Below are 15,652 nucleotides of genomic sequence, written 5' to 3' on the forward strand. Positions count from 1 at the left end.
TCGCAACTCCTTTACAAAGAGCTACACAAACGTTACACAAAGAGAGAACGAAATAGACAGTCATCCTTTACTATAAGAGATGTGGACAAGAAGAAGTCCAACACTATAAAAAAAGGATGGAATACTATGCATATCAAAAAATCATCGAAAGTACTAGTTTCTTTAGGAATGGCATTATTTTTAGCTGCTTGTGGCAATTCATCTTCTGATACAACCGGTTCGAGTTTAACGGAAGGAGAATTTGATCTTACTCAATCCATACATGTGATTTCTCGCGAAGATGGTTCAGGAACACGTGGTGCATTTACTGAAATTGCAAAAGTACGAGAAAAAGATGCCGATGGCAATGAGATAGATGCAACCTATATGGAGGCTGTAATCCAAAATAGTACAGATGGAGTCATGACTTCTGTTGCAGGCGACGTAACTTCGATAGGGTATATTTCACTGGGGTCTGTGAACGATACAATCAAAGCTCTAAAGATAGAAGGCGTTCATCCTACTCCTGAAACAATTAAAGATAACTCATACGCAATTGCACGTCCCTTTAATCTCGTTTATAAAGATAAGTTAAGCAAAGAAGCACAAGATTTTTGGGATTTTATGTTTAGTCAACAAGGACAAGAAATGGTTGTAAAAGAAGGATACATTGAAGCGGATGATCAAGCCGTTATCTACACGGCACCAGAAAATCTAGATGGAAAAGTCAGCATTGTAGGCTCAACATCCGTTACCTCTGTTATGGAAGTTCTTGCTGAAGAATATCAGGCTTTGAATCCTGCTGTAACGATTGATATTACGTCAAATGGTTCTTCTGCCGGGATAACGGCAGCGACAGATGGTACAGCCGATATTGGTATGGCTTCTAGAGAATTAAAAGAAGAGGAAAAAGAGGTATTAGCCGTGTCTGTTCTAGCGAGGGATGGAATTGCTGTTATCGTAAATAAAGAAAACACGACAGACGAATTAACCATGGAACAAGTAAAAGCTATCTTTACAGGTGAACAACTAATTTGGCAAGAATAATGGATCTAACTGACCCTTGTTAGTAAAAAGAGTGTCCTCGAATAGAGAAAAACAATAAAGTAGATTTGAGTGATAGCAGTGAGAAATAAAAAGATGAAAGTAAAAAAATTAGATGGTTTTATGCAAGGAGTCTTTCTTGTATCGGCTTTGATCTCTGTGATGGCAATCATCTTAATAGGTATCTTTGTTTTTGGTGGCGGCATACCCTTTATTGCAGAGTATGGACTGAGTAATTTTTTATTGGGAGAAAAATGGGCACCATCAAATACTCCGGCTGCGTTTGGTATTTTACCTATGATTATTGGCTCTGTGACCGTTACTTTAGGAGCAATTGTGATAGGTGTCCCTGTCGGGGTGCTAACAGCTGTGTTCATGGCTGAATTTTGCCCTGCTAAACTATATAAGGTATTAAAGCCTGCCGTTAATATGATGGCGGCGATACCTTCTATCGTGTACGGATTCTTCGCTTTACAGTTAATCGTTCCTTTTATGCGTCGTCTTTTTGGAGGAACAGGTATGAATATGCTAACCGTTATTCTTTTATTAGGGATTATGATTCTACCAACAATTATTGGGATGTCAGAATCAGCTATTCGGGCCGTTCCAAAAAGTTATTATAGTGGCAGTTTAGCTTTAGGAGCTAGTCATGAGCGATCGATTATGAAAGTGAGTTTACCTGCGGCTAAATCAGGTATTTTATCTTCTATTATCCTAGGGATCGGCCGTGCGATTGGAGAAACAATGGCTGTTGTTTTAGTTGCTGGAAATCAACCACGCATTCCTGACTCGCTAACTCAAGGAGTTAGAACGTTAACAACAAATATTGTTTTGGAGATGTCTTATGCTACCGGCCAACACCGCGAAGCATTGATTGCAACAGCTGTTGTTTTGTTTGGTTTTATTTTACTGATTAATGGCATCTTTCTATTAATCAAACGAAAAGAGGCCATTAGATGAGTCGTAATTACATTAAAGGATTGGTTTATTTTTCAGCCTTAATAACATTTGGATCGTTGTTTTTTATTATTAGCTTTATTTTAATTAAGGGGCTTCCACATTTAACCCCTGCGCTATTTTCTTTTCACTATACAACGACTAACGTTTCTCTCCTACCAGCCTTGTTAACAACGTTTATGGTTGTCGGATTAACGTTGGTTATAGCAACACCTATTGGAGTATTTACGGGCTTTTACCTCATAGAGTACGCAGGAAAAAACAATAAAGTAGTAGAACTGATTCGCATAGCAACGGATACACTAGCAGCTATTCCATCCATTGTTTATGGTCTATTCGGAATGTTATTTTTTGTGACATTTCTACGTTTTCAGTATTCTCTTTTAGCGGGCGTTTTAACAGCGGTTATCATGGTTTTACCACTGATTATTCGAGCAACAGAAGAATCTCTCCTTTCTGTTAAAGATTCTTTGAGACAAGCAAGCTTTAGCTTGGGAGCTGGAAAACTGAGAACGATTTTTAAAATAGTTTTGCCTGTAGCGATGCCGGGAATTCTATCTGGTGTTATCTTAGCTAGTGGAAGAGTTGTAGGAGAAACAGCAGCATTAATGTATACAATGGGCACCTCAACTAATTTACCAGATAGCTTATTTTCTTCTGGGCGAACACTTGCTTTACACATGTACGTCTTATCTAGTGAAGGACAGCATGTCAATGAGTCTTATGCCACGGGTGTTGTTTTGATTTTAACTGTATTGATTATTAATGCATTATCAACGTACCTTAGTAGCCGACTGACAAAGGAGACAACAAAATGAGCAAAGTGACTATTAAAGAGTTGGATTTATTTTATGGAAAATTTCAAGCTCTCCATCATGTTAATTTATCTATTTTAAAAAATGAAATAACAGCTTTTATAGGACCTTCCGGATGCGGAAAATCAACGTTAATTAAAACCTTAAATAGAATGAATGATTTAGTTGAAGGCTGTACAATAAGTGGAGAAGTGAAAATGGATGATGAAAATATTTATGCAAAAGAGTGCAATATTAATCTTCTACGTAAACGAGTTGGAATGGTTTTCCAGCAACCCAATCCATTTCCAATGAGTATATATGATAATATTGCTTATGGACCAAGGACTCATGGCATCAAAAACAAACAAGTAGTAGATGAACTAGTGGAAAAAAGTCTGCGTAAAGCAGCTATTTGGGAAGAAGTTAAAGATAATTTGAAAAAAAATGCTCTATCTTTATCTGGTGGACAACAGCAACGAATTTGTATTGCTCGTGCCTTAGCGGTTGATCCAGAGGTTCTGTTAATGGATGAACCGACAAGTGCCTTAGACCCTATTTCTACAGCTAAAATTGAAGAATTAGTCATAGGATTAAAAAAAGACTACACATTAGTAATTGTTACTCATAATATGCAACAGGCTTCACGTATTTCAGATAAAACAGCTTTCTTTTTAAACGGAAAGATTATCGAATGTGATGAAACAAGAAAAATTTTCACTAATCCTAAAAAACAAGAAACAGAAGATTATATCTCGGGACGTTTTGGTTAGAAAATGATAAGAGGTAGGAGCTGGTTAAATGAGACAAAATTTTGAAGAAGAATTGACCTCTTTGCACGATCACTTTTCAGAAATGGGAACACTAGTTGACGAAGCGATAGGTAAATCAGTCAAATCATTTACTACTCATGATAAAGAATTAGCACAAAAAGTAATCGATCAAGATTATAAAATAAATGAAGCGGAGTTACTGTTAGAAAATAAGTGTTTTGAATTAATTGCACTGCAACAACCGGTAACGAGTGACCTACGAAGAATTGTGACGGTTATGAAAGCGTGTGTTGATTTAGAACGAATGGGAGACCATGCGGTCAGCATTGCAAAGTCTACTATTCGTGTAAAAGGCAAAGAACGTATTCCGCAAATGGAAGAAAAGATTCATGAATTATCGATAAAGGTAAAAGTGTTGGTTCAATTAGTACTAGAAGCTTACTTAGAAAGAGACGATCAAAAAGCTCGAAAGATTGCTGAAAGTGATGATGCAATTAACACCCTTTCTAAAGAAATTTTCGAGCGAAGTATAAAAGAGATGAGAAAAGACACCAATTTAGTCATTGGTGGGACCGATTATCTTTTAGTAGCTAAGAACTTAGAGCGTATCGGAGATTATGTAACCAATATTTGTGAATGGATTATTTATCTTGAAACCGGTAAAATAGCCGAATTAAATTCAAATCATCTTAATTAAATCCTTTTTGTTGCTTGAGTAAGGAATACATCTCAAGTAATAAAGAGGTTTTTTTATTTGTTAAAATCGCTATAAACAAACGGAAAAAGTCAGCTAGCTAGTGTTTTCTTTGCGCTTTAAAAGTAAAAACGCTAAGATGACAGTAGATTCAAGATTTTATTTACATAAAATTTACAATTAAACCGGCAAACTTTTACAAAAGTACGTTATGATGAGTAAATGTAGGGATTCTATTATTACCTAGGAGGCAAATCATGAAATTTAATCGATACAATAAATTAGCTATTGCGTTTATATCAACTATTTTTTTAGCAGCTTGTAGCCCACTTGAAGGCGAAGAGTCTATTACAGCTGTCGGTTCTTCTGCTTTACAACCACTAGTTGAAGCAGCAGGCGAACAATATGGATCTGAAAATTTTGGTAAATTCATCAATGTTCAAGGTGGAGGAAGTGGAACAGGACTAGGACAAATTGCTGCTGATGCTGTAGATATAGGCAACTCAGATATTTTTGCAGAAGAAAAAAGTGGAATAGAGGCATCAAAATTAGTGGATCATCGTGTAGCAGTCGTTGGAATTACTCCAATTGTTACACCAGAAGTTGGAGTGACAGATATTAGCTTAGAGAATTTAAGCAAAATTTTTACTGGTAAAATCACAAACTGGAAAGAGTTAGGTGGAAAAAACTTACCAATTACTGTACTAAATCGTTCATCAGGAAGTGGGACACGAGCTACTTTTGACCGGTGGGTTCTTACAGAGGGCTCGAAAAGTATCGTAACCCAAGAACAAGAATCCAGTGGGACCGTTAGGCAAATTGTTGCAAGCACACCGGGGACAATTAGTTACGTTGCTTTTTCATATGTAGACGATACGGTTAAAGCATTGTCTATTGAAGGAGTCAAGCCAACAGATAAAAATGTCAAAAAAAACAAATGGATTATTTGGTCTTATGAGCACATGTATACGAATGGAGAACCAACAGGCTTAACAAGAGACTTTCTAGACTACATCTTGTCGGATGAAGTACAAGAAACACTAATCGGTGCGCTTGGGTACATTCCGACTAATCAAATGGAATTCGAAAGAGATGCTAAAGGAATCACAACGGAAGTCCTTAAAGAAACTGAATAAGAATCAGATTGAAAACTGAAAAAATAAGGTGTAAAAGTAGTGTTTTTCATCAGTAAGAAAAGAAAGAATAAGAGGAGGGCTTCTTTTGGACGATAGTCAAAAAAAACTAGCTGAACATTCGGGTAAGAGTAGACTTGAAAAAATAGGGAAGACAATTAGTTTTTTATGTATAGCATTTATTGTTTTTGTTGTGTTATCTATTTTATATTTTGTTGCAAGTAAGGGAATAGCAACGTTTACTAAAGATGGTGTTTCACTAATTGATTTTCTAACCGGTAAAATTTGGAATCCAGGAAGCATCGGAGAAAATGGCAAGCCGTTGACTGGAGCATTGCCTATGATTGCTGGTTCGTTCATTGTAACGTTATTAGCAGCAGCAGTAGCGACTCCTTTTGCGATAGGAGCAGCTATTTTTATGACGGAGATTTCACCAACCGTGGGTAAAAAAATCTTACAGCCAGTGATTGAATTATTAGTAGGGATTCCTTCTGTTGTCTATGGTTTCATTGGTTTATCCGTAGTCGTACCCTTTATGCGCAATACATTCGGTGGAAGTGGATTTGGAATAATTTCTGCGGCAATTGTTTTGTTTGTCATGATTTTACCAACGGTCACAAGTATGTCTGTAGACACATTAAAGTCCGTTCCGCGGTATTACAGAGAAGCTTCGCTGGCCCTAGGAGCAACAAGGTGGCAAACGATTTATAAAGTAGTTTTAAGAAGTGCGACACCAGGGTTGTTAACGGCGGTTGTTTTTGGAATGGCTCGTGCATTCGGAGAAGCTCTAGCTGTTCAAATGGTTATTGGAAACGCGGCATTGATGCCAACGAATTTGATTACACCAGCCTCGACGTTAACAAGTATTCTAACAATGAACATGGGGAATACAGTAATGGGGACACTTGAAAACAATGTTCTTTGGTCATTGGCGCTAATTTTATTAGTTATGGCTTTATTCTTCAATATTTTAACCCGTTGGATTGGAAAGAAAGGGGCTATGAACTAACATGAATGCCAAAAAGATAGACAAAATTGCTGTTGGCTTTTTATACGCAATGGCTGGAGTAATTGTTTTAATTTTATTTAGTTTGCTAGCCTTTATTTTATGGCGTGGCATTCCTCAAATTTCTTGGGAATTTTTAACAACACCTTCTAAATCCTTTCAACCAGGTGGTGGAATTGTTATTCAGTTATATAACTCATTTTACTTACTTATTTTAACAATGTTGATTAGTACGCCTATTTCTCTAGGAGCAGCTATTTATTTATCTGAATACGCAAAAAAGAATCTATTTACAGATTTTATTCGGACCATTATTGAAGTGCTAAGTTCACTTCCTTCTGTTGTTGTTGGATTATTTGGTTTCTTAGTATTTGTTTTGCAATGGGGATTAGGTTTTTCAATTCTTTCAGGGGCTATGGCCTTAACGTTATTCAATCTTCCTCTATTGACAAGAACAATTGAAGATTCACTTAGAGCTATTCCACTAACGCAACGTGAAGCCGGATTAGCACTAGGTTTGTCTCGCTGGGAAACCGTTAACTTGGTTGTTTTACCTGCTGCTCTACCCGGGATATTAACGGGAATGATTCTAGCTGCAGGCCGAATTTTTGGTGAGGCCGCTGCATTGATTTATACAGCTGGTCAAAGTGCACCGGCATTAGATTTTACAAATTGGAATCCTTTGTCTATTTCAAGTCCGCTAAACGTGATGCGTCCAGCTGAAACACTGGCTGTTCATATTTGGAAAATTAACAGTGAAGGTGTTATGCCAGATGGTGCGAAAGTCTCAGCAGGGGCTTCAGCTGTCTTAATTATTTCAGTTTTATTATTTAATCTAATTGCTCGTTACTTAGGAAAGAAACTACAGAAAAAAATTACAGCAGGCTAAAGAATAGTTAGGGAGGATAAAATATGTCAGAAAAAGTAGACCTTGAAACACATATTATCAAAATGAAACCTGATGCATCTGTTGATCTCTCCACAAAGGACTTGCATGTCTGGTACGGACAAAACGAAGCGATAAAAGGAGTAACGCTAGAATTTGAAGAAAATAAAATTACCTCTTTGATTGGGCCAAGTGGTTGTGGCAAGTCGACTTATTTACGCTCATTAAATCGGATGAATGACGAGATTCAAATTGCCAGAGTAACAGGGGAAATCTTGTATCATGGCAAAGACATCAATACACCTGAGACGGATGTATATGAAATGCGTAAAAATATTGGAATGGTTTTTCAACGTCCAAACCCTTTTAGTAAATCAATTTATGACAATATCAGTTTTGCTTTAAAACGTCACGGTGTCAAAGATAAAAGCGCACTAGATGAAGCAGTGGAAACAAGTTTAAAACAAGCTGCTCTATGGGAACAAGTGAAAGATGATTTGCATAAAAATGCGCTCGCTTTATCAGGTGGTCAACAGCAACGGTTGTGTATTGCTCGTGCGATTGCTTTAAAGCCAGATGTACTCTTACTTGATGAACCTGCAAGTGCACTAGATCCAATCTCTACAAGTCAAGTTGAAGATACATTGCTTCAATTAAAAGAGAAATATTCGATTATTATTGTGACACACAATATGCAGCAAGCTTCACGAATTAGTGATTATACTGCCTTCTTTTATTTAGGAAATGTCATTGAATACGATGAGACAAGAAAAGTATTTACACGACCAAAAATCCAATCGACTGAGGACTACGTTTCAGGTAACTTTGGCTAGGAGGAAATAGAATGACGAGTGAAAACCATATTATTGAAACGAAAGATGTCCATTTATATTATGGGAAAAAAGAAGCGTTAAAAGGAGTTTCGTTAGATTTCTTACCCAACGAGATTACGGCTTTAATTGGTCCTAGTGGATGCGGTAAATCAACTTATTTAAGAACATTAAATCGGATGAATGACTTGATTCCAGATGTAACTGTAACGGGCAATGTGACTTTTGAAAACAAAGATATTTATAGTCCTAAGATGGATACTGTTGAGTTGAGAAAGAAAATTGGAATGGTCTTTCAACAACCCAATCCTTTCCCTTTTTCTATTTTCGAAAATGTTGCATACGGCTTGAGAATTGCAGGAATGAAAGATAAAGCTAAAATTGCAGAAATAGTAGAAGCTAGTTTGAAAAAAGCGGCAGTATGGGAAGACGTTAAAGATAAGTTATCAAAAAGTGCCTTAGCACTTTCTGGTGGTCAACAACAGCGGGTCTGTATTGCGAGAGTTCTAGCAGTTGAACCAGCAATAATCTTATTAGATGAACCTACAAGTGCGTTAGATCCAGTTTCTAGTGGAAAGATTGAGCGAATGTTGTTAGAGTTAAAAGAGGACTATACAATGATTATTGTGACGCATAATATGCAACAAGCTTCACGTATTTCAGATAAAACAGCTTTTTTCTTAGATGGTCATTTAATAGAACATGGTGAAACCAGACAAATTTTTACAAATCCACATAAAAAAGAAACAGAAGATTATATTTCTGGACGTTTTGGGTAAAAGTTAGGTATAATGAAAAATAACGATAGACCAATAGGAGTGATAGTTAGTGAGACGTGTATTTGAAGAAGACCTTAACGACTTGCACATCCATTTTTTTCAGATGGGAAAAGCTGTAAATGAGGCAATCTATAAGTCCGTAAAAGCTTTTGTTAATCACGATAAAGCACTAGCAAAAGAAGTCATTGCTGGCGATATTGCCATCAATAAGGATGAAGCAGATTTAGAAAATAAATGTTTTGAATTGATTGCTTTGCAACAACCTGTTACAACAGATTTACGAAAAATTGTTACCATTATGAAGGCAAGTTCAGATTTAGAAAGAATGGGAGACCATGCTGTTAGCATCGCAAAATCAACGATTCGAGTAAAAGGCAACAAAAGAGATTATGAAATAGAAGCTCAAATTGCAGAAATGTCTGAAAAAGTTAAAATAATGGTACAAGATGTCCTACAAGCATATGTTGGTTCAGATGTTGCCAAAGCAAAAAAAGTAGCTTTGAAAGATATTGATGTTGATCACGATTTCAAAAAAATCTATAAAGCTTGCATTCGCCAAATGAAAAATGATCCAGAAATTGTTCTAGGAGCAACAGATTATATGCTGGTTGCTGGTTTTATTGAGCGAATTGGCGATTACGTAACGAATATTTCCGAATGGATTATTTATTTAGATACAGGTAAAATGGCTGAATTAAATACACACAACAAAAATGATTCTTTTCCAAAAGCATAAAGCTAAAAGAAAACTATTGGTTAATGTTATTCTCACTAGGGGTAGCTTAAGCAATAGTTTTTTAGCTTTAAATTGACTAAGCTGGTAACCTATTTGATAAGGAGTGAAAGACGAGCTATGAGTAAACAGGATTCGCTGTTATTAGATGAAGAAACCATCCAACAAGTCAGTAAGTTATTTAAAATTATCAGTGATCCAACAAGGATTGCGATTTTATACCTCTTAGAAAATCAGGAATTAAATGTTGGAACACTAGCCAAAGGTATGAATATGGAACAATCAGCTGTTTCACATCAGTTAAAAGTTTTGAAAACAGCTCGCTTAGTAAAAGCTCAACGAAAAGGAAAATCGATGGTGTATAGTCAGATGGATAACCATGTTTATAGTATTTTACAGCAAGGTATCATTCATATTAATGAAGAAAAAGAAGACTGATTTTTTTAGAAGTCTTCACGTAGAATAAAACCGCATTTTGCTTTCAAGCATAGTTTGTGTTAGGATAATAAAAATTTAACTAGTAAAGGATGAGCGCTAATGGGAATGCACCAATATATCAAAAGTCTAAGTGATTTAGAAAGTATTATTCGTTGTCCGGGTAAGTTTAAATACGAAGAGCACTCAGTTGCTGCCCATTCTTTTAAAGTAACAAAAATTGCACAATTTTTAGGAACAGTAGAAGAACAGCAAGGCAATGCAGTAGACTGGCGTTCACTTTATGAAAAAGCTTTAAATCATGACTATTCAGAGTTATTTATTGGAGATATCAAAACGCCAGTTAAATATGCGACGCCTCAATTAAGAGAAATGCTTGGGGACGTGGAAGAATCGATGACAGAGAACTTTATTCGAAACGAAATGCCTAAAGAATTTCAAGCAATTTATTCTAAGCGATTAAAAGAAGGGAAAGATGAGACTCTTGAGGGGCAGATTCTGTCTGTTGCTGATAAGGTTGATCTTTTATATGAGTCATTTGGAGAAATTCAAAAAGGCAATCCAGAAAATATTTTTGCTGAAATTTATGAAGAATCATTGAAAACTATTTTAAGATTTAGTCATTTGAGTAGTGTTCAGTACTTTTTATCAGATATATTGCCTGACTTATTAAGTGGAGATTTTACAAATCAAACACAACTTCAAAATATATCGCAACGAATAGTCAATGAATAAAACGGAACAAATGTTCGTTTCGATAGAAAGTTGTGCTATAATAAAATAAAGAAATAAATGATAGGAGGCATTTTGCTATCCTATTTTTTGTTAGTTGGGGTACATTAGAAGAGTAAAATAAAAAACAACTAAACTGATTAAAATCCATCGTAGAGGAAGAAACTATATGCGAAATGATAAAATTGAAATCCGTGGCGCACGTTCACATAATTTGAAAAATATCGACGTGACTATTCCAAGAGATAAATTAGTTGTGATAACGGGATTATCTGGTTCAGGGAAAAGTTCACTAGCTTTTGATACTTTATACGCAGAAGGTCAAAGGCGATATGTAGAAAGTTTATCGGCTTATGCTCGTCAATTTTTAGGTCAAATGGATAAACCGGATGTCGATAGCATTGATGGCTTAAGTCCAGCTATCTCCATCGATCAAAAAACAACAAGTAAAAATCCACGCTCAACCGTCGGAACCGTTACGGAGATTAACGATTATCTGCGTCTTTTGTACGCTCGAGTAGGCCATCCAATCTGTCCGAATGATGGGACAGAAATTACAAGTCAAACAGTTGAACAGATGGTCGATCGAGTACTTGAATACCCTGAGAAAACAAGAATTCAAATTTTAGCACCAATTGTTGTCGGGAAAAAAGGGCAGCATAAAAAGATATTTGAGAAAATAAAAAGTGAAGGCTATGTCCGCTTACGTGTGGACAAAGAAATTTATGATATTTCAGATGAGATTGAATTAGAAAAAAATAAAAAACACGATATTGATATTGTGATTGATCGGATTGTTATCAAAGAAGGGATTCGTTCACGATTATTCGATTCCTTTGAAGCTGCTCTTCGTTTAGGAGAAGGGTATGCTATTGCAGATGTACTAGATCAAGAAGAAGTCCTGTTTAGTGAGCACTATGCGTGTCCTTATTGTGGCTTTACTGTTGGAGAACTAGAACCTCGGCTGTTTTCTTTTAATGCCCCTTTTGGAGCGTGTGAAGATTGTGATGGATTAGGAATCAAGTTAGAAGTAGACATGGACTTAATTATCCCAGAAAAATCTCTGACTCTTAGAGAAGGGGCAATTGCACCATGGAAACCAATCAGTTCTAATTATTATCCACAGTTATTAGAACAAGCCTGCCAAGCATTTGACATTGATTTAGATACGCCATTTGAACAATTGACAGACAAAGAGCAGCAGTTTATTTTAGAAGGCTCAAAGGATAAACTGTTTCATTTTCATTATAAAAATGATTTTGGTGGAATCAGAGACGTTGACATTCCTTTTGAAGGAATTATTCGCAACATTGATAGACGATACAAAGAAACAAATAGTGATTTTACAAGGGATCAAATGCGTCTTTATATGACAGAATTAAGCTGTCAAACTTGTAAGGGCAAACGATTAAATCGCCAAGCCTTATCTGTAAAAGTAGGTACTAAAGATATTGGCGAGGTAAATAATTACCCAATAGAAGTAGCGCTTGATTTCTTTGGAGAGTTAACTCTTTCTGAACAAGAAAGTATGATTGCTAAACCTATCTTAAAAGAAGTTCGAGATCGTTTAAACTTTTTGAGTAATGTAGGTTTAAACTACCTTACACTAAGTCGAATGTCGGGTACGTTATCTGGTGGAGAAGCACAACGAATTCGATTAGCTACTCAAATTGGTTCCAATTTATCTGGTGTGTTATATATTTTAGATGAACCTTCAATTGGGTTACACCAAAGAGACAACAACCGCTTGATCGACTCATTGAAAAAAATGCGTGATTTAGGCAATACGCTGATTGTAGTCGAACACGATGAAGATACCATGTTTGCAGCGGATTACTTAATTGATATTGGACCAGGTGCAGGCGAAAAAGGTGGCGAAGTAGTGGCCTTTGGTACTCCAGAGGAAGTGGCTAAAAATGAGAAATCACTAACAGGAGCTTATTTATCCGGCAAGAAGTTTATTCCTATACCTAGCATTCGTCGTGACGAAGACAAAGGTGCGATTCGCATTACAGGAGCAGCTGAAAATAACTTGAAAAATCTAACCGTCGATTTTCCATTAGGACGATTTGTAGCCGTTACAGGTGTATCGGGTTCTGGTAAGAGCACGTTAGTCAATTCGATTTTGAAAAAAGCTTTGTCTCGTGAACTGAATCGCTCTAAACAAAAACCAGGAAAATTCAAAAAAATGACTGGTTATGAGAAATTAGAAAAAATAATAAGTATCGATCAAAGTCCAATTGGAAGAACGCCACGAAGCAATCCAGCAACGTATACCAGTGTTTTTGATGATATTCGTGACTTATTTGCTTCAACAAATGAAGCGAAAATTAGAGGATATAAAAAAGGCCGCTTTAGTTTCAATGTAAAAGGTGGACGCTGTGAGGCTTGTAGAGGAGATGGAATACTAAAAGTAGAGATGTACTTTTTACCAGATGTCTATGTTCCTTGTGAGATTTGTCATGGTACACGATACAATTCAGAAACGCTAGAAGTTCGCTATAAAGGCAAAAATATTTCTGATGTACTAGGAATGACGATTGAAGAAGCCGTTGTCTTTTTTGAACACATTCCAAAAATTCATCGTAAACTGAAAACGATCATTGATGTGGGTCTAGGATATGTCACACTAGGTCAACCAGCAACAACGTTATCTGGTGGAGAAGCCCAACGAATGAAATTAGCTAGTGAACTTCACAAGCGATCTGATGGAAAGAATTTCTATATTTTAGATGAGCCAACGACGGGTCTTCATACAGAAGATATCGCTCGCTTATTGCAAGTGTTAAATCGTTTAGTAGAAACGGGTAATACTGTTTTAGTGATTGAACACAATTTAGATGTCATAAAAACAGCTGATTATGTCATTGATCTAGGTCCTGAAGGTGGAGCAGGTGGCGGAACGATATTAGCTACAGGCACACCAGAAAAAATTGCAAAAGTAAAAGCCAGTTATACGGGATACTATTTGAAGGAAATTCTAAAAAGAGATAAAAACCGTACGATTGAAGCAGCCAATGAGTAAAAGAAATAAAAAATAATAAGACAGCAGACCTTTTTTAACGGTCTGCTTTTTTGTTTACTAGTGTTTTGCTACCTCTGTTTTCTTGTTCGTGTTAAAATAGAGGTGGGTATCATTTAAGGAAATTCAGTCTAAGTAACCATGTGAAAATCGTTCTAAAGTCCTATGACAAAATTCATTAAGTAAAGCATAATAGGGTTATAGATAAGAACAACGCACAAGTAACCCGTTGGCAAACACTTACTAGATAGATGGAATATTCCAAGGAGGGATAGTATCATGAAAGAAAGAGAAAGAATTTTAGAATTAGTGAAACAAGGAATCATTTCAACAGAAGAGGCTCTCGTCTTACTGGAAAACAGTGCTAAAAAAGACGGCAAAGAAGCTGTCAAGAGAGACCAAACAGCAGCCCAAAACCAATCCTTTGTAAAAGAACCTATGGCGTCTTCAGATGTAGAAGAAACAACTAATGATGATACAGAAAAAGAAGAACAAGATGAATTTGAAAAAGAGCAAGAGAAAGATAAAGAACAATTAGAAGCGATACTGGAAAAGCTTGCTAATGAAGCAGCCACTTATTCTGTTCAATTAGACGAGAAAAATGCTGAAATCGTAGAAGTTAAAGAACAGCTAACTAGAGCAAAAGAAAAGCTTAGTGTGCTAGAAACGTTAGAAGATTTAGATGCATTAGATAGTGAGAAAGAACCAGAATTAAAACAATTAAGCCATGAAATTGAAGAACACAAAGTTCAATTAGAAGATTTAGAAGAAGATCGGACAAAATTAGTAGATCAATTGCGTGTCGTTAAGCAAAAACAATGGGGTTCTCAAAAGAAACAGCTCATTGAAAAATTTGAAATTCCAGATGATTGGAAAGAAGCAGCTAACGAAACAATCAATCAGGTTGGTGAGAAAATGACAGAAGCTGGAAACCAATTTGGTAAGTTAATGAAAAATACATTTTCTTCAGTGATGGAAAATATGGACTGGAAGGATGTCAATGTCCGTATGCCGGGCTTAGCTTCTACAAAATTCACACATGAATTTAATTACCCCGATTCATCAGCATCTATCATTGATGTGAAAGTAGCGAATGGTGATGTATCTTTTAAAACTTGGAAAGGCCAAGACATTAAAGTCGAAGCAGACATTAAACTATATGGGAAAATGGATTCAGATACACCATTTGAAGCATTCTCAAAACGTAGTACAATCGATGTGACAGATGAAAAAATCTTGTTCCATATTCCTAATAAACGCGTTCGATGTGATATGACTTTTTACTTGCCTGAAAGAGTGTACGATCATACAGCGATTAAAATACTAAATGGAACGGTTAAAATAGAAGCCTTTGAAGGCAAAGATATTTATATCAAATGCACAAATGGCGATATTAACTTTGAAAAAGGAACAGCTACGATGATTGAAACAGAAGGCGTGAATGGAAAAGTATTTATTTCAGATAGCCACGTGAGAGATTTAATTGTTAACAGTATCAATGGTGGAATTGTTGCAAAGGGAAGGTTTAATGGCGTTGATTTATCAACTGTTAATGGGACAGTTAAACTAACGGTCTTAAATACAGATGTGCAACGTTTAGAAGCTACTTCTGTCAACGGTGCAGTTAAGGTTTCTGTTCCAAAAGAGATAAGTATTGAAGGAAATGCCAAAAGTAATTTAGGTAGCATCCAAAACCGAATGAAAGATACAGAGACAATGAAAGAGAAAAAAGATCGGACCAATCAATTGCTTGAATTTAGAAGACACAATGAAAGCAATCCTGTTATACTAAATGTTAGTACAACGACTGGATATATTTTCTTAAAGGATAACGATACGAGTGAATGAAATGAAT

Annotated in this window: 15 protein-coding genes; all 15 read left to right on the forward strand. The window is 36.1% G+C overall.

The window, feature by feature from the left end:
* The first annotated feature begins 126 nt into the window (after nucleotides 1–126).
* The 15 genes from ACMHYH_RS01565 to liaX all read left to right on the forward strand — a co-directional run bounded on the left by ACMHYH_RS01565 (nucleotide 127) and on the right by liaX (nucleotide 15,645).
* A complete protein-coding gene (locus tag ACMHYH_RS01565; RefSeq protein WP_414839650.1) occupies nucleotides 127–1,026 on the forward strand; it encodes a substrate-binding domain-containing protein in 900 nt (299 codons plus the stop codon).
* A 93-nt stretch (nucleotides 1,027–1,119) separates the two neighbouring features.
* Nucleotides 1,120–1,983 (forward strand): phosphate ABC transporter permease subunit PstC, encoded by an 864-nt coding sequence (gene pstC / locus ACMHYH_RS01570; protein ID WP_414840326.1) that lies wholly within the window; start codon nucleotides 1,120–1,122, stop codon nucleotides 1,981–1,983.
* A complete protein-coding gene (pstA, locus tag ACMHYH_RS01575; RefSeq protein ID WP_414839651.1) occupies nucleotides 1,980–2,798 on the forward strand; it encodes a phosphate ABC transporter permease PstA in 819 nt (272 codons plus the stop codon). The genes pstC (ACMHYH_RS01570) and pstA (ACMHYH_RS01575) overlap by 4 nt, the downstream gene beginning before the upstream one ends.
* Nucleotides 2,795–3,547, forward strand: coding sequence for a phosphate ABC transporter ATP-binding protein PstB (gene pstB / locus ACMHYH_RS01580; protein ID WP_414839652.1), 753 nt, complete (start codon nucleotides 2,795–2,797; stop codon nucleotides 3,545–3,547). The genes pstA (ACMHYH_RS01575) and pstB (ACMHYH_RS01580) overlap by 4 nt, the downstream gene beginning before the upstream one ends.
* A gap of 28 nt (nucleotides 3,548–3,575) precedes the next feature.
* Nucleotides 3,576–4,244 carry a phosphate signaling complex protein PhoU gene (gene phoU, locus ACMHYH_RS01585; RefSeq protein ID WP_414839653.1) on the forward strand — a complete coding sequence of 223 codons (669 nt, stop codon included), beginning with the start codon at nucleotides 3,576–3,578 and terminating at the stop codon, nucleotides 4,242–4,244.
* 254 nt (nucleotides 4,245–4,498) lie between these two features.
* On the forward strand, nucleotides 4,499–5,377 hold the full coding sequence (locus tag ACMHYH_RS01590; protein ID WP_414839654.1) for a phosphate ABC transporter substrate-binding protein PstS family protein: 879 nt from the start codon (nucleotides 4,499–4,501) through the stop codon (nucleotides 5,375–5,377).
* Nucleotides 5,378–5,462: 85 nt separating this feature from the next.
* A complete protein-coding gene (pstC, locus tag ACMHYH_RS01595) occupies nucleotides 5,463–6,383 on the forward strand; it encodes a phosphate ABC transporter permease subunit PstC (RefSeq protein ID WP_414839655.1) in 921 nt (306 codons plus the stop codon).
* Between the two features lies 1 nt (nucleotide 6,384).
* Nucleotides 6,385–7,269, forward strand: a complete 885-nt coding sequence (gene pstA / locus ACMHYH_RS01600) for a phosphate ABC transporter permease PstA (protein ID WP_414839656.1) — start codon at nucleotides 6,385–6,387, stop codon at nucleotides 7,267–7,269.
* A 23-nt stretch (nucleotides 7,270–7,292) separates the two neighbouring features.
* The gene (pstB, locus tag ACMHYH_RS01605) at nucleotides 7,293–8,099 is read left to right on the forward strand and encodes a phosphate ABC transporter ATP-binding protein PstB (protein ID WP_414839657.1); all 807 of its coding nucleotides are present in this window, start codon (nucleotides 7,293–7,295) and stop codon (nucleotides 8,097–8,099) included.
* An 11-nt stretch (nucleotides 8,100–8,110) separates the two neighbouring features.
* Nucleotides 8,111–8,875 (forward strand): phosphate ABC transporter ATP-binding protein PstB, encoded by a 765-nt coding sequence (gene pstB, locus ACMHYH_RS01610; protein ID WP_414839658.1) that lies wholly within the window; start codon nucleotides 8,111–8,113, stop codon nucleotides 8,873–8,875.
* Nucleotides 8,876–8,924: 49 nt separating this feature from the next.
* Nucleotides 8,925–9,611, forward strand: coding sequence for a phosphate signaling complex protein PhoU (phoU, locus tag ACMHYH_RS01615; RefSeq protein WP_414839659.1), 687 nt, complete (start codon nucleotides 8,925–8,927; stop codon nucleotides 9,609–9,611).
* Nucleotides 9,612–9,728: 117 nt separating this feature from the next.
* Nucleotides 9,729–10,046 (forward strand): ArsR/SmtB family transcription factor, encoded by a 318-nt coding sequence (locus ACMHYH_RS01620; RefSeq protein ID WP_414839660.1) that lies wholly within the window; start codon nucleotides 9,729–9,731, stop codon nucleotides 10,044–10,046.
* Between the two features lie 99 nt (nucleotides 10,047–10,145).
* The gene (locus ACMHYH_RS01625) at nucleotides 10,146–10,778 is read left to right on the forward strand and encodes an HD domain-containing protein (protein WP_414839661.1); all 633 of its coding nucleotides are present in this window, start codon (nucleotides 10,146–10,148) and stop codon (nucleotides 10,776–10,778) included.
* A 166-nt stretch (nucleotides 10,779–10,944) separates the two neighbouring features.
* Nucleotides 10,945–13,800 carry an excinuclease ABC subunit UvrA gene (gene uvrA, locus ACMHYH_RS01630; protein ID WP_414839662.1) on the forward strand — a complete coding sequence of 952 codons (2,856 nt, stop codon included), beginning with the start codon at nucleotides 10,945–10,947 and terminating at the stop codon, nucleotides 13,798–13,800.
* A gap of 276 nt (nucleotides 13,801–14,076) precedes the next feature.
* Nucleotides 14,077–15,645: a daptomycin-sensing surface protein LiaX gene (gene liaX, locus ACMHYH_RS01635; protein ID WP_414839663.1), complete on the forward strand. Its 1,569-nt coding sequence runs from the start codon at nucleotides 14,077–14,079 to the stop codon at nucleotides 15,643–15,645.
* Nucleotides 15,646–15,652: the final 7 nt, after the last annotated feature.

This window comes from Carnobacterium sp. TMP28 (assembly GCF_047553015.1).
In the GTDB taxonomy this organism is placed as follows: Bacteria; Bacillota; Bacilli; order Lactobacillales; family Carnobacteriaceae; genus Carnobacterium_A.